The organism is Mycobacterium sp. Aquia_213, from assembly GCF_026625985.1.
In the GTDB taxonomy this organism is placed as follows: domain Bacteria; phylum Actinomycetota; class Actinomycetes; order Mycobacteriales; family Mycobacteriaceae; genus Mycobacterium.
Window position 1 is genome coordinate 4,377,947 of the sequence record NZ_CP113116.1, and the last position, 24,785, is coordinate 4,402,731.

General features: G+C 64.4%; 21 protein-coding genes and 1 pseudogene. 13 read left to right on the plus strand and 9 right to left on the minus strand.

The features are described 5' to 3' along the window. Positions 1–2 precede the first annotated feature (2 nt). Complete coding sequence (locus LMQ14_RS20255) at positions 3–830, minus strand: LLM class F420-dependent oxidoreductase (protein ID WP_267731304.1); 828 nt, start codon at positions 828–830, stop codon at positions 3–5. Between the two features lie 108 nt (positions 831–938). Between LMQ14_RS20255 and LMQ14_RS20260 the strand changes: the two genes are divergently transcribed. Further along, a complete protein-coding gene (locus LMQ14_RS20260) occupies positions 939–2,462 on the plus strand; it encodes a flavin-containing monooxygenase (protein WP_267731305.1) in 1,524 nt (507 codons plus the stop codon). Here LMQ14_RS20260 and LMQ14_RS20265 read toward each other — a convergent pair. Next, positions 2,434–2,829 (minus strand): DUF4267 domain-containing protein, encoded by a 396-nt coding sequence (locus LMQ14_RS20265; RefSeq protein WP_267731306.1) that lies wholly within the window; start codon positions 2,827–2,829, stop codon positions 2,434–2,436. The genes LMQ14_RS20260 and LMQ14_RS20265 overlap by 29 nt on opposite strands. Positions 2,830–2,849: 20 nt before the next feature. Next, complete coding sequence (locus LMQ14_RS20270; protein ID WP_267731307.1) at positions 2,850–5,132, minus strand: SDR family oxidoreductase; 2,283 nt, start codon at positions 5,130–5,132, stop codon at positions 2,850–2,852. Positions 5,133–5,505: 373 nt separating this feature from the next. Here LMQ14_RS20270 and LMQ14_RS20275 point away from each other — a divergent pair, with 373 nt between their 5' ends. Both LMQ14_RS20275 and LMQ14_RS20280 read left to right on the plus strand, forming a co-directional pair. Continuing rightward, the gene (locus LMQ14_RS20275) at positions 5,506–8,391 is read left to right on the plus strand and encodes an RND family transporter (protein ID WP_267731308.1); all 2,886 of its coding nucleotides are present in this window, start codon (positions 5,506–5,508) and stop codon (positions 8,389–8,391) included. A gap of 39 nt (positions 8,392–8,430) precedes the next feature. Continuing rightward, positions 8,431–9,057, plus strand: a complete 627-nt coding sequence (locus tag LMQ14_RS20280) for a DUF732 domain-containing protein (protein ID WP_267731309.1) — start codon at positions 8,431–8,433, stop codon at positions 9,055–9,057. A gap of 99 nt (positions 9,058–9,156) precedes the next feature. Here the strand turns inward: LMQ14_RS20280 and LMQ14_RS20285 are convergent, their stop codons facing one another. Next, the gene (locus LMQ14_RS20285) at positions 9,157–10,440 is read right to left on the minus strand and encodes a cytochrome P450 (protein WP_267731310.1); all 1,284 of its coding nucleotides are present in this window, start codon (positions 10,438–10,440) and stop codon (positions 9,157–9,159) included. Between the two features lie 45 nt (positions 10,441–10,485). On the opposite strand from LMQ14_RS20285, the gene LMQ14_RS20290 reads away from it, so the two are divergent. From LMQ14_RS20290 to LMQ14_RS20300, 3 genes are all read left to right on the plus strand, one after another. Continuing rightward, positions 10,486–11,010: a TetR/AcrR family transcriptional regulator gene (locus tag LMQ14_RS20290; RefSeq protein WP_267731311.1), complete on the plus strand. Its 525-nt coding sequence runs from the start codon at positions 10,486–10,488 to the stop codon at positions 11,008–11,010. Positions 11,011–11,016: 6 nt separating this feature from the next. Then, positions 11,017–11,766 (plus strand): glucose 1-dehydrogenase, encoded by a 750-nt coding sequence (locus tag LMQ14_RS20295; protein WP_267731312.1) that lies wholly within the window; start codon positions 11,017–11,019, stop codon positions 11,764–11,766. Between the two features lie 76 nt (positions 11,767–11,842). Continuing rightward, positions 11,843–12,190: a DUF732 domain-containing protein gene (locus LMQ14_RS20300; RefSeq protein WP_267731313.1), complete on the plus strand. Its 348-nt coding sequence runs from the start codon at positions 11,843–11,845 to the stop codon at positions 12,188–12,190. An 89-nt stretch (positions 12,191–12,279) separates the two neighbouring features. Here the strand turns inward: LMQ14_RS20300 and trhA are convergent, their stop codons facing one another. After that, entirely contained in the window at positions 12,280–12,945 is a 666-nt protein-coding gene (gene trhA / locus LMQ14_RS20305) for a PAQR family membrane homeostasis protein TrhA (protein WP_267731315.1), read from the minus strand. Between the two features lie 168 nt (positions 12,946–13,113). On the opposite strand from trhA, the gene LMQ14_RS20310 reads away from it, so the two are divergent. Continuing rightward, positions 13,114–14,400 carry a cytochrome P450 gene (locus LMQ14_RS20310; RefSeq protein ID WP_267731317.1) on the plus strand — a complete coding sequence of 429 codons (1,287 nt, stop codon included), beginning with the start codon at positions 13,114–13,116 and terminating at the stop codon, positions 14,398–14,400. Positions 14,401–14,427: 27 nt separating this feature from the next. Here LMQ14_RS20310 and LMQ14_RS20315 read toward each other — a convergent pair whose 3' ends face one another. Next, positions 14,428–14,760 carry a DUF732 domain-containing protein gene (locus LMQ14_RS20315; RefSeq protein ID WP_267731318.1) on the minus strand — a complete coding sequence of 111 codons (333 nt, stop codon included), beginning with the start codon at positions 14,758–14,760 and terminating at the stop codon, positions 14,428–14,430. Between the two features lie 147 nt (positions 14,761–14,907). Here LMQ14_RS20315 and LMQ14_RS20320 point away from each other — a divergent pair, with 147 nt between their 5' ends. The 4 genes from LMQ14_RS20320 to LMQ14_RS20335 are packed head-to-tail and all read left to right on the plus strand — an operon-like array spanning position 14,908 to position 18,887. After that, positions 14,908–15,627: a CDP-alcohol phosphatidyltransferase family protein gene (locus LMQ14_RS20320; RefSeq protein WP_267731319.1), complete on the plus strand. Its 720-nt coding sequence runs from the start codon at positions 14,908–14,910 to the stop codon at positions 15,625–15,627. After that, on the plus strand, positions 15,624–16,259 hold the full coding sequence (locus LMQ14_RS20325; protein WP_267731320.1) for a lysophospholipid acyltransferase family protein: 636 nt from the start codon (positions 15,624–15,626) through the stop codon (positions 16,257–16,259). Before LMQ14_RS20320 ends, LMQ14_RS20325 begins: the two co-directional genes overlap by 4 nt. A gap of 1 nt (position 16,260) precedes the next feature. Beyond that, the gene (locus tag LMQ14_RS20330) at positions 16,261–17,169 is read left to right on the plus strand and encodes a phosphatidate cytidylyltransferase (RefSeq protein ID WP_267731321.1); all 909 of its coding nucleotides are present in this window, start codon (positions 16,261–16,263) and stop codon (positions 17,167–17,169) included. An 8-nt stretch (positions 17,170–17,177) separates the two neighbouring features. Further along, positions 17,178–18,887, plus strand: coding sequence for an ATP-binding cassette domain-containing protein (locus tag LMQ14_RS20335; protein WP_267731323.1), 1,710 nt, complete (start codon positions 17,178–17,180; stop codon positions 18,885–18,887). A gap of 1 nt (position 18,888) precedes the next feature. Here LMQ14_RS20335 and glnA read toward each other — a convergent pair whose 3' ends face one another. Further along, on the minus strand, positions 18,889–20,325 hold the full coding sequence (glnA, locus tag LMQ14_RS20340; protein ID WP_267731324.1) for a type I glutamate--ammonia ligase: 1,437 nt from the start codon (positions 20,323–20,325) through the stop codon (positions 18,889–18,891). Between the two features lie 228 nt (positions 20,326–20,553). On the opposite strand from glnA, the gene LMQ14_RS20345 reads away from it, so the two are divergent. Together LMQ14_RS20345 and LMQ14_RS20350 are read left to right on the plus strand one after the other, a co-directional pair. Beyond that, the gene (locus LMQ14_RS20345; protein WP_267731325.1) at positions 20,554–22,332 is read left to right on the plus strand and encodes an NAD-binding protein; all 1,779 of its coding nucleotides are present in this window, start codon (positions 20,554–20,556) and stop codon (positions 22,330–22,332) included. Between the two features lie 68 nt (positions 22,333–22,400). After that, positions 22,401–23,282 carry a hypothetical protein gene (locus LMQ14_RS20350; RefSeq protein WP_267731326.1) on the plus strand — a complete coding sequence of 294 codons (882 nt, stop codon included), beginning with the start codon at positions 22,401–22,403 and terminating at the stop codon, positions 23,280–23,282. A gap of 71 nt (positions 23,283–23,353) precedes the next feature. Here LMQ14_RS20350 and LMQ14_RS20355 read toward each other — a convergent pair whose 3' ends face one another. Next, positions 23,354–24,184: an LLM class F420-dependent oxidoreductase gene (locus LMQ14_RS20355; protein ID WP_267731327.1), complete on the minus strand. Its 831-nt coding sequence runs from the start codon at positions 24,182–24,184 to the stop codon at positions 23,354–23,356. Between the two features lie 247 nt (positions 24,185–24,431). Then, positions 24,432–24,753, minus strand: a pseudogene (locus tag LMQ14_RS20360) (hypothetical protein). Between the last annotated feature and the right edge of the window lie 32 nt (positions 24,754–24,785).

Below are 24,785 nucleotides of genomic sequence, written 5' to 3' on the forward strand. Positions count from 1 at the left end.
CTTTACGTCAGCTTAGCGAACTCGGCGTGTAGCTCATCCAAATGGCGAAGCGTCTCGTCGCGGGGCTCGGTCGGCAGCTCCACCAAAACCTGCTCGACCCCGATATCGTGATAGCCCGCAACGGCTTTCGCCGTCGATTCGCCCGCGTGAATATTGATCACCGGCACGTCGTGCCCGGCCACCGCGCGCAATTCTTCGAGCTGACCCGACAACGCATCCGGCGAGGGGGCCATCGAGAGCCAGCCCGCATTGAGCCGGGCGATGCGCTTGAAGCCCGCCGGCCCCCCGCCCAGGTACAGCGGCGGATACGGCTGCTGCACCGGCTTGGGCCAGCTGTAGATCGGGTCGAAGTCGACGAATTCCCCGTGGAACTCCGCCTTCTCCTGCGTCCAAATCTGGATGATTGCGTCCAGCCGTTCGTCGACCACGCGTCCTCGAACCGAGGGATCAACACCGTGGTTGGCGATTTCTTCGCGCAGCCAGCCCACACCCACGCCGAAGCGAACTCGCCCGTGTGACACCAAATCAAGCGATGCGACTTCTTTGGCCGTGTGAATCGGATCGCGCTGCGGGACCAGGGCGATACCGGTGCCCAAAAGCAGGTTCTCGGTCGCGACCGCCGCCGCCGTCAGCGCCACGAATGGATCCAGCGTGCGGTAGTACTTCGGCGGAATCGGGCCACCGCCCGGGTATGGGGTTTTCGCATCGACCGGGATGTGCGAATGCTCCGCCAGAAACAGCGACTCAAACCCTCGCTGCTCGAGCGCGCCGGCAAGCTCGACGGGGCCGATTCCCTCGTCGGTGACAAATGTCAGGACACCAAACCCCATGCTCCGCTCCCCTCGTCAACCTTCGACGGTCACCAGTCAACCGCATCGAAGCTCGCGTGTCATCGGATCAGATCCCGGGTGAGCCGAAGTCGTGCGACAGTTTCGGAGATGACAACAGACGTTGCGGTGATCGGCGCCGGGCCGAGCGGACTGGTCGCCGCGCGTTGGCTGTTACAGCAGGGATTTGAGCCGACCATCTTCGAGCAGGGCCCGTCGCTCGGTGGGCAGTGGGCGGGCTTGGAGGGCCGCAGCGGCGTGTGGCCGAGCATGCACACCAACAGCAGTCGTACCGTCACAGCCTTCAGCGACCTCGCGCACACGACGGACCACGTCTATCTGTCCAACCGCGAGGTCCTCGACTACTTGCACCGCTACGCCGACACGTTCGGGCTCACGCCGCGCATCCGGCTCGGCACCCGGGTCGAACTGATCAGACGAGACCCGGCCGGCTGGGTGGTGACCTTCGCCGGCACAGACCAACGCTTTGAACGAGTTGTGGTGGCCAGTGGGCGGTTTCATGCCCCCGCCATCCCTGCCGTGCCGGGGCTCGAGACCTTCTCCGGCCCGGAGAGAGCCATCTCCACTTATCACTACCGCGATGGATTGACCTATCGCGGCAAACGGGTTCTCGTCGCGGGCTGCGCGATCAGCGCCCTGGAAATCGCGTCAGAAGTCGCCGAGCTCGGCGCGGCGCGCGTCGTCGTGACTCAGCGACGGCAGCGCTATATCGCGCCGAAGTTCACTGCGGGAGTCCCCTCCGACCACCGGCTCTACACCCGATACGGCGCCTTGGCGACCGAGAGGCTGGCCGCGGCCGATGTCGACCAAATGCTCAAAGAGATCGTCGTCGGCGCCGCGGGCAGCCCGGCTCAGTACGGCGCACCCGCACCCGACCCCTTGTTCTCCACGGCCGGCCTGACGCTGAGCCAGCACTACCTTCCGCTCGTTGCCGAAGGCCGAATCTCCGTGCGGCCCTGGATGAAATCCGTCGCGGGCCCAACCGTGACTTTCGCCGACGGGCATGCCGAGGAATTCGACGGGATTGTCTTCGGCACCGGCTACCAGCTGTGTCTGCCGTTCCTGACTGACGACATCCAGGCGATCCTCGACGTCGACGCGGTGCACATGGATGCCGACCGCTACACCTTTCATCCCGACCTACCGGGCTTGGCATTCATGGGCCTGTGGGACCAGTCGGGCGGATACTTTGTGCCGCTGGAACTTCAGGCCAGATGGATCGCCTACACGTGGGGCGGCGCGATCCCGGCAATCAGTGTTAGCGGGCAACGGTCGGCGATCGATGCCTATCGCGCCAGTCGAGGAACACCGCAGAAAACCCGGATGGACCTCGCGGCATTGATCTTCGCCCGCGCCGCCGGAGTCGAGCCCAGCCTGGATAACTGGCCGCAGCTGCGCCGCGCACTGCTGTTCGGCCCCCTTGCGCCGAGTTGTTTCCGGCTCGAGGGCCCGGACGCCTTGCCCGACGCGGCCGAGCGGTTCGCCCGCGACGCCGCCCGCTTCGGCGCCATCACCTCAATCGACATGACTGAGCGCGAACAGAGCCAGTGGTCGCAGGTCCAAGCCGCTGACCCGGTAGCGGGCCTCAGGCCGCCGACGTCTCCACCGCTTTAGGCCCGCGCCGCGCCGCGCCCCACAGCCCGACGCCGATTCCGACGACGGCGCCGCCCAGGCCGATCAGCTGTTGGGACCGCCTGAGCTCGCTGTGGACACTCAGCCCACCCAGCAGATCGGCCGCGTCGGCCCCGCCAGAGGCCAGGAACCAACCGCGAGTGTTCTTGCCGCGCAGCGCCGCTGAGGCAAGCAGCCCGCCGATCAACGCGTCGCGATAGCCCATCGATCTCAGCAGGAGTCGCGCCGTCGGGGTCGGCTCCCCCGGGTCGCCCCAGAGCTTGTTCGCGCCAAGGGGGTCGACGAGAAAATGCACACCTGAAGCGAGTCGGATACTGCCCGCGATAAGCGCGGCACGGTCGATCGGCATGGCCGCAGCCTATCCCTGCCTCACCGGGCCGCGGTAACCCCGTCCGCTCCCGCGCCGACGGCGTGTTTGGCAAGGCAGGCCGCACCGGGAGCGCAGCTTTCCACGACCGCCTGTAGCTCGTCTGCGGTCAGCCGACCCGAGGCGCCGGTGAACTTCGGGTCGATAACGCTGGTGCCGAATTCGAGCCACTTCGGGTCGGCTTCGACATCCAGGAAACTCGCCAACTGGACCAGGGACGAATGGGTGTCGGCGACCAGGTCCGCGTAAGACAGCGGAAGGTAGCGGTCTGCGGACAGGTCGGCGAGTTCGGATTCGCCGGTGACGATCAGCTCGCTCCACATCCGGCCGAAGCGGGTGATGGGCAGGTTCTGGCCCATCAGGGTGTCGACCTCGCAGGTGTCACCGACCAGAGACGCGAGCTCGATCGGTATCGCCGTCGGATCCAGCCGCAGACCGGGGTGGCGACGCTCCGGGTCGAGATCGAGAAGCTCCAGCGCGTCTTGAATCAGCGCCATCAAACGAAATCCGGTGTGCTCGCTCATCGAGACCGCCGTGTCCGGACCGTTGCGGTACAGGTGCACGAACTTGGCATCGGGGAACGTCTCGCGTAGCCACGGGACGCTGCTCAACGACATGGCTGACCGCTCCACCACGACGGTCCCACCGAAATGCCTTGCAAGCCAGGCGAAGAGTCGCTCATAGTGCAGCCGCGACGGCTGCTCCGGCCACGTCGGAACCTCCGCGGCGAGGGCATCGAACACGCCGTCGGGGTCCGACGACAGATGCGGCAGCGTCATCATCGAAATCGCGGGGATCCCGGTCGTGTTCGCATCGAATCGGGTTCCCTGCAGTCGCGGATAGACGAACTCCGGCATGGCAGAACCACCCCGGACCATGGAGTCGAAGATCGGGTGCGGCTCGGCGAGCATCCGCCAGAACTGTTCGCCCGACAGGATGTAGTCGGCCGCCGACGACGCGCGCACCGACAGGTCGAACTCGTTGAGGCTGAGCACATCCGGGTGCGCGGTGAGGATTCGCGACAGTGCGGTCGATCCGCTTCGTCCCACCGTGACAATGAATGTCAGCCCTCGAATCAGGGGCGCCGCGTCAGCGCTATGCGCAGTGACGTCGAATGGGCCCTCGACTGAGACCAGGGGTGCGACCGTCGACGCCGACTCCCGGGGTTCGTGCTTCTCGGGTTTGATCGTGAGGTAGCGCTTGTACCGGCCCACGCTTCCCAACAGATAGTCGAAGTCGACGATCGTCTCGCGGTGTGGCTCGCCAATGACAGCTCGCGTACCGGCCGTGTCATAAGTCCGGCTGTGCCCCAGGTAGGGAAAGAACCCGCTGGCCCACCGCAGCCGCCGTTCCAACAGATTGGGATCCTCGATCGGGCCCTCGACCAGCGTCAGGGGGATCGGCGAGAGCGCGTTGAACAGCTCCACCAGCGTTTGCACCGCGACGTCGTGGTGGTGGGCGACGTGGTAGGTGCTCAGGCCGTCCGGGGCCAGCCGCATGAGGCGGACCATCTCGTCGGCGGCTTCGTCGGCCGGCATGTAGTTCAGATGGCCGTTGAGATCACCACTGAGTCTGATCGACATTTTGGTGCGCAATGGCCGCCCGGAGACTGAGAACAGGCGCATGCCGCTGTCCGCGGACGTCGATAGAAAGGAAAGCGGGTGCAGCGGGAAGTCTGGATGTGGTGGGCGATCGACGATCAGGGCGCTCGGCCGCAGCACCACGACCCGGCGCCCCGTGCGCTGCGCCCAGGCCCGCACCAGCGACTCGGACTCGAATTTGGACTGCTCGTAGTTGTTCTCGAAGCCTTCGGCGTCCCCCAGCTCCGTTTCGTAGATCAGACCCGACTTGCGCTTCCCGGCGACGAAGGCGGTCGACACATGGAACAGATCCGGCTCGCGCGATCCGGCCTCAGCAAGTTCGAGAATCCGGGTGGTTCCGCCGACGTTGGTAAGGCGCAGGTCGGCGAGGTCGGCGTCCAGCTCGATGCTGCCCGCGCAATGGAGGATGGCATCGGCACTGTCGGCAAGTTCCTGGAATCGGTCCTCGGATAGCCCCAGTCTGGGCGCGACGAGGTCCACCGGCACGACGGTGAATCGGTCGCACAGCTCCTGCTCGGTCCACACCTGCCCATCGGTGACCGCCAGCGGCAGAGCCTTGCTGATGCGGGCGATTGGCTCCGACTGCGGCCGGGTAAGCAGCGTGAACGTGTCGTCCCCGCGAAGGAGTTCACCCAGGATGTGAATCCCAAGAAACCCGGTCGCGCCAGTGATCGCCCAGTGCATTGACACCCGTCCTCGCGCGAAACTTCGCGCCGAAACAGCCCGAATACCCCCCTCGCGAACTTACTTGCCCGGCAGAGGTGCCGCCATCCGATACGCCAACTTGAACGCGTTACCGCAGCTCGTAGGCCTGCCGAACGCGGGCGAGACCTGTCGGCAGCCGTAGGTTGTAATAGGTTTCCTGTCGTCGCCGATTCATCAATGAGAGACTTTGGAAGCGTTGCCTGGACATCACCTGCTCTCGCGGCAGGTTGACGCATCACCAGAGGAGACAAAAACTAGTGACAGCAGCTGCTGGCGCGTCGGGGAGGACAGCGTGGTCCAAGGGGATCACGGCTGACGTGAACGCCGACAACTTCTGCTGGTTGAGGGCCGCATGAGCGATCTACGCGTGGGCGACGAACGTCGCACGCCTTTCGTCGCGCGGACGATCCATGCGTTGTCCGTGCCCATCATTTTGGCGTGGCTGGCGCTCACCGTGATCGTGACGATGGCCATCCCCTCGCTCGAGAAGGTGGAGCAAGAGCGTTCGGTATCGCTGAGCCCCAAAGATGCGCCGTCAATCCAGGCCATGCAGCGCTTGGGCAAAGACTTCAAGGAATCCAATTCCGACGCCTTGGCGATGATCGTGTTGGAGAGCCAGCAGCCGCTGCGCGACGATGCTCACCATTACTACAACCAATTGCTCGCTCAATTGGAAAGCGATCCGGAGCATATCCAGCACATTCAGGACCTCTGGGGAAATCCGGTCACGGCGAGCGGCGCGCAAAGCGAGGACGGTAAAGCCGCATACGTGCAGCTGAAGCTGGCCGGCAACCAGGGCACCAGCCTGGCGAATCAATCAGCCGACGCCGTCCGCGACATCGTGAACCGGATTCCTCCACCGGCGGGGCTCAAGGTCTATGTCACCGGCCCCGCGCCGCTTATTTCGGACCTGAATCACAGCGGTCAGAAGACAATCCTCAAGGTCACGCTGGTGAGCCTCGCGGTGATCTTCATCATGCTGCTGCTCGTCTACCGATCGCTTATCACGGTCATTCTGTTGCTGTTGATGGTCGGAATAGAACTGCAGGTGGCGCGCCAAATCGTCGCATTCCTTGGGGATATCGGCGCCATCAGTCTGTCTACTTTCGCCGTTAATCTGCTGATCACTCTGGCGCTCGCCGCCGGAACCGACTACGGGATATTTTTCGTCGGCCGCTATCAAGAGGCACGCCAGGCCGGCGAAGATCCGGCAACGGCCTATTTCACGACTTACCGAAGTACCGCCAAGGTTGTCTTGGCGTCCGGGTTGACGATCGCCGGATCGGTTTTCTGCCTCAGCTTCACCCGGATGCCCTATTTCCAAACGATCGGTATCCCCTGTGCGGTGGGCATGCTGGTGGCGGTGGCGATTGCGCTCACGCTGGTTCCGGCCGTGCTTGCCATCGGTGGCCGATTCGGCCTGCTGGAGCCCAGACGAAGGATTACGGATCGGCGCTGGCGCCGGATCGGCACCGCGGTCGTCCGGTGGCCGGGTCCGATTTTTGCCGCAGCGTGCGCGGTGACGCTGGTCGGCCTGCTCGCCCTGCCGGGATATACGACCAATTACCACGACCGGGTGTATCTCCCCGAGGACCTGCCGACCAACCAGGGATACGCGGCCGCCAATCGACACTTCCCGCTGGGCCGGATGTTGCCCGAGTTCGTGTTGATCGAGTCCGATCACGATATGCGCAATCCCTCGGATTTCCTGGTATTGGAGCGACTGGCCAAGGGTGTACTCGCGGTTCCGGGCGTTTCCCGCGTGCAATCTGTCACCCGGCCCTCGGGGACCGCGATGGCGCACACGACCATCCCGTTCCGGTTCGGCGTCATGAACGCAAGCCAATTGGTGAACCTCGAATATCAAAAAGCTCGCATGAACGACATGCTGACGCAGGCCGATGAGCTGAACAAAACGATCGGCATCACGACGACGCTGTATCACCTGATTCTGCAGCTCAACGCCATCACCCACGACCTAGCCGGCAGGACGCACGAAGTTCAGCAGATCACGGGCGAGCTAAGAGATCAGATTTCGAATTTCGAGGATTTCCTGAGGCCGATCCGCAGTTACTTCTACTGGGAAAAGCACTGCTACGACATTCCCGCGTGTTTCGCGATCAGGTCGCTTTTCGATTCGTTCGACGGTATCGACGCGATCAACGACAAGCTGGGCGAACTAGTGGTTAACCTCGACAAAATCGACGTGCTGATGCCAAAACTGGCCGCCGAGCTGCCGATTCAGATCGAAACCATGAAGAGCATGCGCAACATGATGCTGACGATGCATTCCACGATGACCGGAATCATCGGTCAGGCCGACTCGCAGGGCAGTATCTCGACGGAGATGGGCGAAGCCTTCGACGCGGCGAAAAACGACGACACTTTCTACCTGCCGCCGGAGATTTTCAAGAACCCCACCTTCGAGCGCGTCATGGGACTGTTTTTGTCGCCGGATGGCAAAGCGGCGCGCATGACCATTTCGGATAGGGGCGATCCCGCTACTCCCGAAGGCATCGCCCGCGTCGCCCAGATCAAGACGGCGGCCGAGGAGTCGCTTAAGTCCACACCATTGGAGAACACCAGCATTTATGTCGGCGGCGTCTCCGCGACCTACAAAGACCTACACGACGGCTCCCGATACGACCTGATGATCGCCGGAATTGCTTCTCTCTGCCTTATTTTCGCGATCATGCTGATGATCACGCGAAGTTTTGTGGCAGCGATGGTGATCGTGGGGACGGTAGTGACTTCGCTGGGGGCGTCCATCGGATTGTCCGTGCTGCTCTGGCAGCACGTCATCGGGCTCGGGCTGGAATGGCTCGTATTGCCGATGTCCGTCATCATTCTGTTGGCGGTGGGATCCGACTACAACCTGCTGCTCGTCTCCCGAATGAAGGAAGAACTCGGCGCCGGTATCAACACCGGCATCATTCGGGCGATGGGCGGTACCGGAAAGGTCGTCACGGCCGCGGGCCTGGTCTTCGCCGTCACGATGGCCTCCATGGTGGTCAGCGACCTGACGGTGATCGGCCAAATCGGGACCACGATCGGTCTGGGCTTGCTGTTCGACACCCTGATCGTGCGCGCGTTCATGACGCCATCCATCGCCGCGCTGCTGAGACGCTGGTTCTGGTGGCCGTTGAAAGTGCGGCCGCGGCCGGCCAGTTACCTGCTTCGCTCCGAAGGGCCCCGTCCGATGGTGCGCGCTCTACTCGGCACCCGGGCGCCCGACTAACACCCCGAGTCGTCGTTCGCGGCCCGTACCATGGCCGTCATGTCCGAGCCGGTACCAGCTACCGACAAGACTGTCGGGCTCGACGGCAGCGAGACCGTTGCCGCGCCCACTTCCGTGGAGCCCGAGGCGGCCACGTCGACGAACTCGGCCGGGTTGGCGTGGTCGCGCGGCGATGACGACGTCGATACCCCGAGCGATGCACCGAACCAGCGTCAATCGTGGCGTGCTACCTGGCGCACCGCCGCCGCCCTGCTCGCGGTCGGGCTGGTGATCGCCGGTGCGATTGTCCTTGGGCGCTCGCTGTTGACCACGCATCCCAAACCCTCAGCGCCCTCACCTACCGCGGCACCGACATCGAAGGCGGCCCCGGCTCCGGGAACGGCATCGACAGCCGCCCCGTCTTCGATTGTGTCGACACCAGGTCAGGACAATAAATACGTTCAGGACCTCAACGACCAGGGAATCTCCTTCGCCAATCCGGACGCCGCCATCTACAACGGCAAGATGGTGTGCGCGAACATCCGCCTGGGCATGACGGTGCAGCAGATAATCGCAGATTTCCGGGCCACCAACCCCGCGCTGGGCAGCCATGCCGAGACGTACGTGACCATTTCGGTGCACGCCTACTGCCCGCAGAACAGCAACCTGGTTGGCAGCGGGCCCTAGCGAAATCGCCCCGCCAGCGACAACAGCTGCACGACCGCGACGCCTGCAAGAGACCCGCACTCATCGTGTCCCCGCCATTGCGTTGGAGGGTACCCGATGTCACGACTTCGGGGTGAACTCGATGTGCAGTGCTTCCAGCCCGCGCAGGATGTACAGCGGAACGTAGCTGAAACGACGGTCCCCCGGTGGACCGTGCTGGGCTTCGTCGATCCGAATATCGTTGAGCCGGTCCAGGATTCGTTCGATCGTGACGCGACCCTCGATCCGCGCCAGCGGCCCACCGGGGCAGCTGTGCACGCCTCGCGCGAACGCCACGTTTTGGCGTGCGTTGGGCCGGTCGACTCGCAGATCGGCCGGGCAGTCAAAGTGGCGCGGGTCCCGGTTGGCCGCACCGGGCAGCAGCATCATGGTTGTGCCCGCGGGCAATTCAACGCCGCCCAGGGTCGTGGTGGTGCGAGTCAACCGGAAGTCGCTCTTGATCGGGCTTTCCAGCCGCAACATCTCCTCGACGAAGTTGGGAATGCGATCGCGGTTGCTGCGCAACGTATCCTGCAACTCCGGATCCTCGGCTAAGATGCGAAGCGCGCTGGACAGCAGCCGCGCGGTCGTTTCATGGCCCGCGATGAACAGGAACGTGGCAATACGGACCAGATCGACGACCTCGGGTAGCGAGCCATCCGGGAAACATTGGGTGGCCATTTCGGTCAAGATGTCCTGGGCGGGGACCGCTCGCCGGTCGCTGATGTAGGTCGTGAACCACTTGTCCAGGTAGGCAAGGGGATTCATGTTCACCGAACCGTCATCATCACGCTGCGCCCACGCCGGGTCCTCCGCGGGACCCGTGCCGGCGAGCAGTTCACGAAACATCGAATGATCGGCCTCGGGCACACCCAACAGGTCGGCGATGACCAGCAGCGGAAAGGGCTGGCCGAACGCCGAGGCGAACTCACAACGCCCGTCGGCGATGAACTCGTCGATCAGTTGATCGGCGAGGCGCCACATGAACTCTTCGTTCTCCTTAAGCCGCTTCGGGGTGAACAGCCCGTTGAGCAACGCGCGGTGCGCGGTGTGCCGGGGCGGGTCGAACGAGACGAGGTGCTCACTCATCGGAAATCGATCACGGTGGGATTCGATGAGGTCGGAGATGTCGTCGCCGGAGACGTTGAACGGCAACGGGAATGGCCCCAGGGATGAGTTCACCGCGGAATAGGTCGCGCTGTCCCGGTACACCTCGACCAGTTCGTCGTAGCCGGTCACCGCGACGACGCCACTGCTGGGCACGTGCATCACCGGGCACTGCGCGCGCAGAAACTCGTAATAGGGGTATGGATCTGCGGCCACGCCGGAATCGCTGAAGAAGTTGACTTCGCCGAAGTCCCTCATCCCGCGACGTTAACACTACTTACAACTAGTGTAAAGTGTGTAAATGTGGACGGCGTCGACACAGCGGACCCGATGCGTGAACGCATCCTGCGGGCCACCTTCAAGGTGCTGTGCCGCCACGGGTACACCAAGCTGAATTTGTCCGATGTCGCCGGCCAGGCCGGCATCTCGCGCCCGACCCTCTACAAGTTCTTCTCGTCCAAAGAGGACCTGCTGTCCGCCTTCAGTCTCTTCGAATTGCATTTGCTGCGTGCGGATTTGGGTCGAGCGATCGAGGGCCGAGCCGGTAGTGAGAAAGTCGAGGCCCTGCTGCAGTTCCTGGTCGGCTTCCATGTGTCGTACCAGATGCGGGGGCTCATCGAAATCGAGCCGGGTCTGGTACTAGACCAGATGGCAAGAGCACTACCGGCATTGGTCGAGCTGGTCGCGCCCGCGCTGGCCGGACAGGTCCGCGACCCCGAGGTCGTGGCGATGACGCTGGTGCGCCTGGCGGTATGTCACTACCTTGTTCCCGGCTACGACGATGCCCGGCTACTCGATCAACTACGCGCCGCCGCGGGAGTACGGTAACCGGCCATGGGACGAGCGGGACGGGTTCAGGGCAAGGTAGTGCTGATTACCGGCGGTGCCCGCGGCATGGGCGCTTCCCACGCGCAGGCGCTGGTGGCAGAGGGTGCCCGCGTGGTAATCGGCGACGTTCTCGACGACGAAGGCCACGCGGTCGCCGAAAAGCTCGGGGAATCAGCGCTTTTCGTTCATCTTGACGTCGCGGATGCGGATCAGTGGGACCAGGCCATCGACGCGGCGGTGACGCGATTCGGGCGGCTGGACGCGCTGGTGAACAACGCCGGGATCGTGAAGCTGGGCTCATTGCGCGGCTCCTCGGTGTCCGACTGGCACCGGGTACTCGACGTCAACCTCACCGGCGCTTACCTGGGGATGCGGGCCGCGATCGAACCGATGATCGCCGCCGGCGGAGGATCGATCGTCAACATCTCGTCGGTGGAGGGATTGGCGGGCAGCGCCCACCTGCATAGCTATGTGGCCGCGAAGTTCGGGCTGCGCGGCATCACCAAGTCGGCCGCGGTGGAATTGGCGCAGCACAACATCCGAGTCAACTCCATCCACCCGGGCCTGGTGCACACCCCGCTGAGCCAGGGCGTCACCGAGGAGTTCATGCAACCCATTCCGCTGCGCCGGGGCGCCGCGCCGGCCGAGGTCTCCACCTTTGTCGTGTTCCTGATCAGCGAGGAATCCGCCTACGCCACGGGAGCGGAGTTCGTCGTCGACGGTGGCTTGACGAGTTACGTACCCGCCAAGATTTAGAGCGCCGCTGCAGTCGTCGAAAACGCTGTCGCGGTGTGGAGTGCTGCACTAGCCTTCCCGGCGTGAGGAGCCATCAATGACATGGACCAGCCTGCTCAAATCAGCCGCGATCGCAGCGGCACTCACCGCGCTGGCGTCGCATACACCGGTCGCGCACGCCGACCCCGACCCCATCTCCGTCGCCTCGTACCTGGCCACCCTGAACTCGTACCAAGTCCCCTACGACAACCCTGGACGCATGATCGACATCGCAAACAACGTCTGCTTCCAGGCGCGCGGCGGGACAAACTTCGACGCTATCGTCCCGAGGGTGGCCAGCGATGGTTACGCACCTGGACAAGCCCGCATTGTCATCGGGGCCGCGGTTATGACGTTCTGCCCCGACATGCAGCCGGCCTTGGATCGGTGGATCGAGAGCCGGTAAACCCCATCGTTGATCACATCGGCCACATCGGCACCGAAAGGGTTGGGCTAGAACACTTCTGAGATGCGATATCGCGTGGGCTATCGCAATTAGAAGACGGCGAACCAGATCGCGATGTATTGGCAGATCGCCGCGACCGCGGTGCACGCGTGGAAGAACTCGTGATAGCCAAATGTCCTCGGCCACGGGTCGGGCCAGCGCAGCCCATAGAACACCGCACCGATGCTGTACAGCGCGCCGCCGACGGCCAGCAAGACGGTCGCGGCGACGCCGGCGTTATGCAGGATCAACGGGCTGTACCAGACCGCAACCCAGCCCAGTAGCAGATACAGCACCACGCCGAGCCAGCGCGGCGCCGACGGCCAAAACAGCGTCAGCGCAATTCCGGCCGCCGCGCCACCCCACACGACCGCGAGCACCACGTACCCCGTCCCGCGTGGCATGTCCAGCCTGGCGAACGGTGTGTAGCTGCCGGCGATCAAGACAAAGATCATCGAGTGGTCGAGCCGTCGCATCCACTGTCTGGCGGTCACCGACTCCCAGTAGACGCGGTGGTAAATGGCGCTGACGGCGAACATCGCCACAATCGACAAGGTGTATGTCAGCGTCGAGTGCCCGGCCCGCTTGGATTCCAGCGCCCACGAAAGCGCCACCAGCGCGCTACCCGCAAAGAAGGCAGCTACGGCGCAATAGACGTGGATCCAGCCACGTAGCCGTGGCCTCGCAAGCACCGCCGAATTGCTTTGGTAACTCATTGTCCCCCCACCGGTGACATCGTCCTGCCGTAGCGTGGGCAATGGTTGTGTCGCACCTATGAATTACCTGTACGCGCGTGACGCGAGAGCCGGTGATATGTTCCGGCCACGACGTTGCTGCCGCGCCCAAGGAGGTTCGTTATCCGGACGAGCATCTGGTTTCGCTGGATGGCCAGGTACGGTGCACCGCGCGCGTTCTTGGCGGTGCAGGCTCGCCGCGGACAACCCTTGGCGCGGTTTCTGCTGGGGCGAGCCCGCGGAAGCGAGATGTATCGCCTGGTCGAGGACATCAGGCAACAGGGCCGCCTGGTGCGACGGCCGTTCGTGTGGGTGAGCGCCGACCACGAAATCTGCCGGATGGTGTTGCGCGACGATCGGTTTGGGGTGACCAACATCGTGAATGCGCCTATCCCGCAGCCTTTTCCAGCATTGCTGGAACGAACCGATCCGGGCCTGCCCAACCCGGTGGAGCGTCCGGCGATGGTGATGTCGAATCCCCCGGATCACACGCGTTATCGGCGCTTGTTTGCGCAGAGCTTCACGCCACGGGCCATCGACAGGCTCGGCGCTCGAGTCGAAGAGATCACGGCGGAACTGCTCGATGGTTTAGAGCGCAATCCCCGGCCCGACCTGGTCGCCGATTTCGCGACGGAACTTCCGGTCGCCGTGATCACCGAGATCCTGGGTTTGCCAGTCGATGCGCGCCCGCAGGTGCGCGAATGGGGCTACAGCTTGGCCCCGCTATTGGATTTCGGCACCAGTTGGAAGACGTTTCGCTTCGCCGTCGAGCGTCTGCGGGAGGTCGACCGCTACGCCGCCCAATTCATCGAACGCGCGCGTGACGGTGAGTCGCGCGACGATCCGTTCAGCCGAGTGGCCGCCGGCAGCGAGCTGACGCATCGCGAATTCGCCGCCAACGCTGCGCTTCTGGTCGGCGCGGGGTTCGAGACGACAGTTAACCTGATCGGCAATGGAATCGTGCTGCTGCTTCAGCATCCCCGCCAGCTAGCTCTCTTGCGCGACGATCCGGAGCTGTGGCCGGCGGCAGTCGAAGAGATTTTGCGATTCGAAAGCCCGGTGCAGATGCTGGTGCGTACCGCGCGGCGCGACGCCGAGGTCGCCGGGGAGCACATCCGCGCCGGCTCGATGTTCGTGCTATTGATGGGCGGCGCCAACCGCGACCCACGCGTATTCAGCGACCCCGGCCGGTTCGACATCACCCGATCCAACGCACGAGACCACGTGGCGTTCGGTTCAGGCATCCACGGTTGCCTCGGTGCGGCCCTGGCGCGGATCGAGGGCGTCATCGCCCTGCGCACCCTATTCGAGCGATTCCCGAGCCTGAGCCTGCGCGAGCAGCCCGAACCACTCGAGCTGGTCACCTTGCACGGATTCAAACGCCTACCAGTCGAATTGCGAACCCGGCCGACCGGAGAAGCGCAGTCCGTCAGGTAGCGCCGGCCACGAAATTCCAGACCGGATCTACGATGACGCCGGCGGCTGGGTAATCAGTTCCCCAGCGTGTTGGGGGCAGTAGGCGTTCACCGCGATCGTGGTGAACGCGACCGGGCTGTCCCCCTTGAATGCAGGATTGCTCTCCTCCAGGTCCTTGATGACCTCGGTCTCGGGCATGCCTTCATCCATTAGTTTGCATTCGCTCCTGCCAACCCCGATGGCGACGGCCGGCGTCTGATACGTGATGCCGGCGTTCTTCAGCTCGGTCAGAAAGTTCGCATCCGGACCCGGATCAGCCTGTGCCGGTGCGGCAACGGCGATGACGGCAGCAAAACTCGCAAAAACGATAACCCCTCGCATCGCTTCATCTTCCTACAGGCTCGCGCCGTTGTCTCGTCGACCGTATTTGGGATCGGTAGTCGCGGCCGCCCGATGTACTCATCGCAATCGCAAGGCCACCCAGGCAGCGAATGTGCAACAAATCGGGACAACGAAAGGAGCCCCGCCGTGACTAGCCTCTATGCGCTCAAGCCGTGGTTCACCAAGCGGTTGACACCCATCGTCGACGCCGCCGTAGCGCGGCGGGTCTCGCCGGATGTGTTCACCGCTGCGGGCGTGACCGCGGCCGCTGCAGCCGGCGTCGCGGTCGCGTTCGGATGCTGGCCACTCGCGACGCTGTTCATGGTGCTGCGGCTGGCCGGGGCCAACCTCGACGGCGCGGTGGCCCGCGCCCGCGGCGTGAGCCGGCCGTGGGGTTTCGTCGTCAACGAGATCGGCGACCGCACGGCGGATCTGTTCGCGTTCGGCGGCCTAGCTGTGTGGGCGGCCCGGCAGCACGGCCCAGGACTGAATTGGCTGTCTTGGCTGGTGTTCCAGGTGCTGGTCGCCGCACTTGCCGCGACGCTTCCCACGTTCGCGTCGCTGGCCGCGGCGGCTGCAGGCGCAACGCGCCGCAACGGCGGCCCGCTGGGCAAGACCGAGCGTTGCCTATTCGTGGTGCTGGGCACGGCCTTTCCGGTCATCATGCCCATCCTGCTGGCGCAGCTGGTGAACGGTTCACTCATCACCACGGCGCTGCGACTGCGTGCGGCACACCGCGAGGTCAAGGCCCAACGACCTCAGCACGTGGTGTTGGTGGAGCACATCGATGCGGTCACGCAGCCGATCAACACGATCACCCAGCCGCTGAACTTCGTCACGCAACCCCTCACCGGAGTGGCGGCATGACCGCGACCCGGATGCCGAGCGTGCTTCGGCACTGGCTCTGGCGGACCGTGTGCGCCGCCTCGGGTGGACTGACCGTGACCGGACGCTGGCGCGCGGCGGGTGGTTGCGTCGTGGTGGCCAATCACAGCTCGCATGCCGACTCCGCGGTGCTGCTGGCGGCGCTTTCGCCGGCAGCTCGTCCGGTGATCGGGGCGGCGGCCGACTACTGGTTCGCCGTGCCCGCGCGGCGCGTCATCGCCACCTCACTGATCGGCGTCCTGCCGGTGCGGCGATCCGGTGACGGCAACTACGCCGAGCTGCTCGCAGCGGCCGGCCCCGCGCTGAAGGCCGGGCGCGCCGTCGTCATCTACCCCGAGGGGACCCGGTCGACCGACGGCACCATCGGGGAGTTCCGGTCCGGTGCACTGCGACTGGCGCGCGATTGCGGCGTGCCGATCGTTCCCGTCGCGATCGCGGGCACCGCCGACGTGCTGCCCAAGGACGGCCGCTACTCCCCCGCCCCGATGCACGTGCACATCGGCGCGCCCCTCGACCCGCATACCACGTCGGCCCCGCAGCTGCGGGCACGCGTGCTGGCCCTGCATGCGGAGTCCGGGGCCGACGTCGCCGACCGCTATGCCCTCGCGTCCTGAGATGACGATCATCGAGCACTACCTCTCGTTCGTGCACCGCGATCGGCGGATGCCGCTCAACGTCGACTTGGGTCCGCTGCACATCCACCTCTACTCGCGGGCCGTGTTTCTGCTGTGGGTCACGGTGGCGATCCTGGCCCTGGCCGGCATCGTCGTTCTGGTCTCCCGCAAGCGGGAGTTGATCCAGAAGTGGCGCACCTGGGCGCTGATCGCGCCTGCGGTCGGCCTTCCGGTGTGGATCGGCCACGGCACCACCGCCGCGCTGGCGGCAGGACTGGCCGTTGTCGCGGTGGCCGAATACGCGCGATTGGTAAGGCTGCGCCGACTGGATACCTGCGTGCTGGTCACGCTGGCGGTGCTCTACCCGATCGCCGCCTGGTTGCGTCCGTCGCTGTTGCAGCTCGCTCCCGTCGTCGTGCTGCTGTGTGCGGTGCCCTCGGTGCTCGGCGGCGACGTCGAGCACGGCGCCAAGCGCACGGCTTTCGCCGGGTTCGGATCGGTGTGGATCTGCTGGTCGCTTGCACACCTCGTCATGGTGTGGCCGGACGCGTATTTACTCTGCTTTGCCGTGGCGGCCACTGACGTCGCCGCCTGGTGTGGCGGAAAGGGGTTGCGCCGCATGGCTTGGGCGCGTCGGCCGTTGTCCCCATTGAGCCCCAACAAGACGGTCGGCGGGATGGTCGGGGCGATCATCGGCGCGTTCGTCATCCTCACACTGTTGGGCACTATTTCGATCGGACTGCTCGTCGCCGTCTCCCTCGGTGGCCTTTTCGGCGACCTGCTGGAGTCCATGCTGAAGCGACAGGCCCAGGTCAAGGACGCCGGCTGCTGGCTGCCGGGCTTCGGCGGTCTGCTCGATCGGATCGACTCGTTGTTGCTGGTTCTCCCATTGGCCTACCTACTCGGATGAGGAATCTGATGACCTGTTCTCTGGCTCCCACGATCAGCTCCCGCATCTCGCCGGCCACCACGGTCGGCGGACTGGACGTACGCGACGTGAGCCTTACTCTAGAGCGCAATATTGTTGCGCTGGAGCGGATTTCGTTCACCGCCCGCCCCGGTACGTTGACTGCGGTGATCGGCCCTTCGGGTGCGGGTAAGTCCACGCTCGCCAGAGTGATCACCGGAGCCGCACGTCCGACCAGTGGCGCGGTGGCATTGGACGGGCGCGACCTCCACACCACACGAGCGTCGCTGCACAACCGGATCGGGATGGTGCCCCAAGACGACGTGGTGCACCCTCGGCTCACCGTCAGGCAGGCACTGGAGTTCGCCGCGGAACTGCGGATGCCCGCCGACACCGCCGCCTGCGATCGCCGTCAGGTGATCGCGTCGGTACTCGAGGAACTCGAGCTGACACCTCACACCGCGACCCGCATCGAAAAGTTGTCGGGCGGGCAGCGCAAGCGTGTGTCAATTGCCTTGGAGCTGTTGACACGTCCCTCGCTACTGGTGCTCGACGAGCCCACGACGGGGCTGGATCCCGCACTGGACCGCGCCGTCATGACGATGCTGCGCCGGCTGGCCAACGCGGGTCGCGTGATTGTGGTGGTGACGCATTCGTTGACCTTCCTTGATGTGTGCGACCAGGTATTGCTGCTGGCACCCGGCGGCAGGACGGCATTCTGCGGTCGTCCGCACGAGATCGGTTCGGCCATCGGGGCCAACGACTGGGCCGACATCTTCAGCATCGTCTGCGCCGATCCCGACGGCGTTCGACGGCGCTTCACCGAAGACGTCGGATCGCACGCCGAACTCACGGCGGTCATCTGCGATCAGCCCGCGCAGCCGGATGAACCCGCGCGCGCCGGCCGATGGCGCCAGGCATGGACGCTCGCACGCCGGCAGGTCCGGCTTCTTGTCGCCAACCGTGGTTATTTCGTTTTCCTCGCCGTACTGCCGTTCATCGTCGGCCTGTTGCCGCTGACCGTGGCCGGCCACGCCGGACTCGGCCACGCGGATGGCTCAGTGCCGCTTGAGCCGAAGCACGTCATTGCCTTGACGAGCTTCGCCGCAATCCTGATGGGCATCACGCTTACCGCGCGCGACCTCGTCGGTGAACGCGCGATCTTCCGTCGCGAGCAAGCGGCCGGATTATCTTCCACCGCATATCTTCTGGCGAAGATCGTGGCTTTCGGCGGGGTCGCGATGATGCAGTCGGCGATCCTGGTTCTGATCGTTACGGCACCCGGGATCGGGAAGCCGGGGCCGTCGAGGGCGGCGGTACTGGGCAGCCCGATGTTGGAGCTCTTCGTCGACGTGGCGGCAACATGCGTGGTGGCGATGGTTGCGGGGCTTGCGATTTCGGCGTTGGCGGGCACCAGCGATCAGGTCATCGCGCTGCTGGCGATGACACTGATGGCGCAGCTAGTGCTCGCCGGTGGGTTCATCCCGGTGACGGATCGCCCGCTGTTCGAGACCCTCGCCTGGTTCACGCCCGGGCGATGGGGCTTCGCGGCCACCGCGGCGACGGCGGACCTGACGCACCTCGTGGTGGGAATCGCGAACGATCCCCACTGGCACCGCACCGCGCCGGCATGGCTTTTGGACATGACCATGTTGGGAGTGCTGGCCGCCGCCTTCGCCGGCTTCGCGTGGTGGAAATTGCGACCCATAGTGCGAGCCTGATCTAAACGTCGTAGTAGAGCTCGAATTCGTAGGGCGTCGGCCGGAGGTTGAACGGCGCAAGCTCGTAGTCGCGCTTGAAGCTGATCCACGTCTCGATCAGGTCGGGCGTGAAAACTCCTCCCTCGGTGAGGTATTCGCTGTCTTGCTCCAACCGGTCGATCACCGCCGCCAGTTGGGTGGGCGCCTGCGGGATCTCCGCGGCCTCCTCGGGTGGCAGCTCGTAGAGGTCCTTGTCGACCGGGGGTGGTGGCTCGATCTTGTTCTTGATGCCGTCCAGGCCGGCCATCAACTGGGCCGCGAACGAGAGGTACGGGTTGCCCGACGAGTCGGGAGAACGGAACTCCAGCCGCTTGGTCTTCGGGTTGGTGCCGGTGATCGGGATACGCACACACGCCGAGCGGTTGCGCTGGCTATAGACCAGGTTGATCGGGGCCTCGTAGCCCGGGACGAGCCGTTTATAGGAGTTCACCGTCGGATTCGTGAAGGCCAGCAGCGACGGCGCGTGGTATAGCAGGCCACCGATGTAGTGCCTCGCGGTGTCCGACAGCCCGGCGTATCCGGTTTCGTCGTACATCAAGGAGCTGCCCTCTTTCCACAGCGACTGGTGGCAGTGCATGCCCGAGCCGTTGTCACCGAATAGCGGCTTGGGCATGAACGTCACGGTTTTGCCTGCCTGCCAAGCGGTTTGCTTGACGATGTACTTGAACATCTGTAGATCGTCAGCCGCGTGCAGCAATGTGTTGAACTTGTAGTTGATCTCGGCCTGTCCACCACTGCCCACCTCGTGGTGTCCTTTCTCCAGAAGAAAGCCGGCGTTGGTCAGATGGGTGAGAATCTCATCGCGCAGGTCGACGTAATGGTCGGTGGGGGCAACCGGGAAATACCCACCCTTGGGACGGACCTTGTAGCCGAGGTTCGGGCTGCCGTCGGCCTCGGTCGCTTCTCCGGTATTCCACCAGCCGGATGTCGCGTCCACCTTGTAGAACGAGCCGTTGGTGCGTGAGTCGAAGCTCACCGAGTCGAAGATGTAGAACTCGGCCTCCGGGCCGAAGTACGCGGTGTCGGCGATGCCGGAGCTGATCAAGTAGTTCTCCGCCTTGCGGGCGACATTGCGGGGGTCGCGCGAGTAGACCTCGAGAGTGAAAGGGTCGTGCACGAAGAAGTTGACGTTGAGCGTCTTGCGGGCACGGAACGCGTCGATGGTCGCGGTTTCCGGGTCGGGAAGCAACAGCATGTCCGACTCGTGGATCGACTGGAACCCGCGAATCGAGGAGCCGTCGAACGCCAAGCCTTCCTCGAAGACGTTCTCGTCGAAGGCGTAGATCGGAATTGTGAAGTGCTGCATGGTGCCTGGCAGGTCACAGAAGCGGACGTCGACGTACTCAACGTGCTCATCCTTGGCGAGTTTGAAGATGTCGTCGGGCGTCGTTTCGGACAAGGACTGCTCCTTTGTGTAGTGGCGCGACAGCGCTTTCTACGCCTCAACTATTTCGTCCGCGTGACAAACCCAAGTCGAACCTGTTGCACCTCAAAAAGACTTGTGGGACATCGCCGTTGACTTCTTTCGCCCGGCTCCTTCAGGTGGCGTGTTTCGGCGTTGTAGCCGATAGTCATATGAGCCAGCGGACGCTGGTGTCAGCGGAGGCGGACAGAACGACAGCGCAGAATGGGCGAGATCTTTCAATTCCATCGCGAAATAATCGTCAGCGGCGACGACCCGCTGTCGAAGACGATCGCCGAAGAACTACGCGGCGCGGGCGCGCGGATCATCAAGATCAACACCGCAGCCGATCTTCTGGGTGCCGGGGTACATCGCGCGCGCGCCGTCGTCTGCGCTGGACCCAATGACGCCGTCAATCTCGAAATTGCCTTGTTGGCAAGAGAATACAGCCCGAATGTCCGCGTGGTGGCACGTCTGGCCAACGACGTGCTGCGTGAAGCGGTGACCGCCGTCAACGGCCCCGGCGCGATCTTGGACGTCGCCGACCTCGCGGCACCATCCCTCGTCGAGGCAGTGCTGTCGCGTAACGCGCACCAGTTCGACACGGCCGGTATCGAATTCGTCGTCTGGGGATCCGAGGCGCCCCACGACGCGACGCTCCGCGAGATCTACGCCGACCTGGCCCCGGTGGCGGTGGTTCACGGCAAGAACTCACCCGCCCCCGGCGAGGTGGTGCCATGTCCCGGGCGGGATCTGCAGGTCTATGCCGGCGACTGGACCTCGATGATCGGCGTCAAAGACGAATTGGAAGCCCGCGGGATCGCGGTGCCTCCCGCGACCGCGACGCGCTCGCGTCACTCCCGGGTGCGGCGCGCCATCGATGCCGCGCGCGCGATGCGCGACGACGTGAACCCGCTGCTTTTTCCGTCGTTGGCCTTCGCGCTGTTCCTCACGATCGGCTCTACCGCCGTGGAGCACTTCACCTATCAGCACCAGCAGATGTCGTGGATCGATGCTCTCTACTTCGCCTCCGAGACCATCACGACCGTGGGCTACGGCGAATTCAATTTCGGCCAGGAGTCCGTTTTCCTGCGGCTGTTCAATGTCGGGTTGATGTTCGGCGGCGCGATCGTCACCGCCATCCTGGTCGCATTTCTCGCCGACCTGATGCTGTCCCGGCGCTTCGTCCAGACGGCCGGGCTGCGCCGGGCACGTCACATGCGCGACCACATCGTCGTGATCGGCCTGGGCTCCATTGGCGTCCGCGTCGTCAGCGATCTGACGGCCGCCGGATACGACGTCCTTGTCATCGAACCGAACGTGAACAACCGCTTTCTGTCGACCGTTGCCGAACTCGACGTTCCGGTGATTTTCGGTGACTCGGCGATGCGCCAGACGCTGGAATCGGCCCGCGTCGATCGCGCCCGCGGAGTGGCGGTGGTGACTCAGGACGACATGGAAAACATCGAGACCGGGATCGTCTTGCTGGAGATCCTGGGATCCGATACCAAGGTGCCGATCGTCATGCGTGTTCAAGGCCGTGCGCTGGGCACCGCGGTGAATCGACGGTTCGGTTTCGAAAACGTGCGGTCGATCGTCGACCTGGCGGCCCCGTGGTTCATCGGCGCGGCGATGGGCCTGCAGGTGCTGGGCACGTTTTGGGTTGGGCAGCGCTCCTTCATGGTCGGCGGAATGCTCGTGGCGGCGGGCAGCGAGCTCGATGGTCTGCGAATGGTGGATTTGTCCACCCAGACGCGGGTCATCGCGATCACTCGACCGGAAGGGCCGATTCGGCTGCGACCCCGCCGCGACGCCCTGCTCAAAGCCGGCGACACCGTCTATGTCATCGGCCCGTACCGCGAGTTGATCGCGACGCTGCGAAAGGGCCAGCCTCCGCCGCTGACCGCCGTCAACGGCGAGCGCGCGGCGACATTGGCCGCGGCGCGTTCGGCGCACAGAACGGACGTGCGCCTGCCCAGATGGGCGCCCGACCGGGAGGCTTGAGTCGCGCGGGGCTGGTCGCCGCGCACATATAGTCGGATGGTTGACGGTGCCGGCGGAGGCGTATGGACATGCCCTTTGACGATGCAAGTGCGTCGCGCGTTTCGGCTGCCGAACACGCGGATTCGCTGGTTGCCGCCGCCCGCAGCGACCCGGCGGCGCGGCTGGCGCTGCTGCGCCGACTCTACGAGGTCCCGCATGGTGTGGATCGGGGCTACCTGCCCTACCGGCGCGCGGCATCGGCGTTCATGGGATGGCAGCTGCGTCGTGGGCTGCTCAACCCCCAGGACGACGCGTGCCCGGGCAGCCCGTGGTGGCGAGCTGTGAACGAGACCCTGTTGCGCGACACGGCCGAGGCCCGGGCTTTCGCGTTCGGGCATCCGGGCGAGCCCACTTCGCCCGCGGTCGGCACTCACCTCGACTTCATCCGGCAACCAACCGCACGCAACTGGTACCGCGCGCACAACGCCTCGATCGCCGCGGCCTATTTGGCCAACGAGGCACTGGCCCGTCAGGAAACGCGGGTGGAACGGTTCTTCATCAACGTCGTCCTCATCCGGGTGCTCTACGCCCATGCCCTGGTGGCCGCGCCGCGCCTGGCCCTGGGCTGGCTCGCCCCGTTTGGGCGCCCCCTCGGCGACCCCCGCTTGGGCATGACCGGGATCTTCTTGTCGCTTTCGCGCATCCTCCCGGACCGCTATCCGCTCGGCGATGACGCGGAAACGTACATCGCGCTCGAGCATGGCTTCGGCCACCTGCTCGACGTCGGAGTCATCCAGCCCAGGTGGGGTCGCCTCTACGAGTGGTCCTCGGACGAGCTGGGCCGCCCGGGGCTTCGCGACCTGTTAGCCGGTAACACGCCGGCGTATGCGTGGGACAGCGAGGACGCCGAAATCTGGCAGTTCACACCGTCCCGCTTGGCCCGTGCCGCACGTCGAGTAATACCGGCCTGAGCTTTCTCAGTGGTGCCGCGCAGATTCGAAACCGCTTTTCTGCCAACGATTTTGGGGTCAGGCGTCACGCCTTAGCCGCCGTAGCTGCCAATCTTTGCGGCATACTCATCGAGCAACCGAAGCGATTCGTCGAGCGGCCGGCTGGGCAATAGCAGGGCTAGCCGTTCGAAACCCAATCCCTCGGCCGCGCGCCAATAGTCGGGGTCGGCCGGAGTGCCGAACATTGCCAGTGGCACGTCGCGTCCGCTGCCCTCACGCAGCTGATCGATGCGATGGCGTAGCCGCTCCAGTGGCAACGGGTTGGATATCCAACCGGCATCGTGGCGAATCACCCGCTTGACGGTGGCGTCGGAGTCGCCGCCGATGAAGATCGGCGGGTGCGGTTTCTGAACCGGCTTGGGGCGCTGGTAGGAAGCGTCGAAGTTGACGTACTTGCCGTGGTACTCGGCGGGTTCGGTTGTCCACAGCGCTTTGATGGCCTCGATGCGTTCGTCGAGCAGTGCGCCACGGGTCTTCGGGTCCGTGCCGTGATCGCGCAACTCTTCGATGTTCCAGCCCGCGCCGACGCCGAACACGAAGCGGCCGCCCGAGATCAGGTCGATGCTGGCGGCTTCCTTTGCCGTGATGATCGGATCGCGTTGGATCAGCAAGGCGATCCCGGTGAACAACTCGATGGACGAGGTCACCGCGGCCGCCGCGGCCAGCGTCACAAACGGATCGAGCGTCCGATAGTAGATCGACGGCAGTTCGCCACCCAGCGGATAGGGAGACTCCCGGCTCGCCGGAATGTGCGTGTGCTCCGCAATCACCAGCGAGGCGAAACCCCGCTCTTCGATCGCGCGTGCCAGCGACAACGTGTCGATAGTGTCGTCGTTGACGAACGTTGCGATTCCGAACTTCATGGTCGCCCTCATCTGTCGCCGTTGGACTGCCCTCTGTCGTGATGGGCAACGCCCGCAAGCACGACGCTAATCCCGATGAGGTGTCTGCGGTATCGGTCGGGTTGCCGTCGTCCCACTAGCCACACTGGCCTCTAGCGTGAGGAGGTGTCGTTGTGCCCACCTCCGAGCGACACGCCTCGCGACACGGCGATTGTCGCTGTGAGGCGGGCACATTGGGCACCGACCGGCAAAGCGACTGAGGTGAGTGCTACAGCGGTTCGCCAATGTCGGGCAGTAATGAAATGTCTTCGGGCTGGCCATTACGGAAAAGTGCGGCAAGCTCACGCACCCGCCTTTTCGCCCAGTCAGCATTAAACTTGATATTCGTACTTGAAGCGCTCTGTGCGGTCGCCAACACGTTTTGCTGCTTGGCTCGTCACCACGCCTTCCGTGTACCAGTAGAGAAGGTCATCAAGGCTGCCTACCCGGTCGAAACCTAGTTTGCCGCGCTCGTAGTACGTGAAGTGATACGAGCCGTCATCGGCGACGTAGATATTCAGATCGTCACGTGTCCGGAACCCAACAGGCATGGGTCGAACACCGAGCTTCTCCGACAATCGAT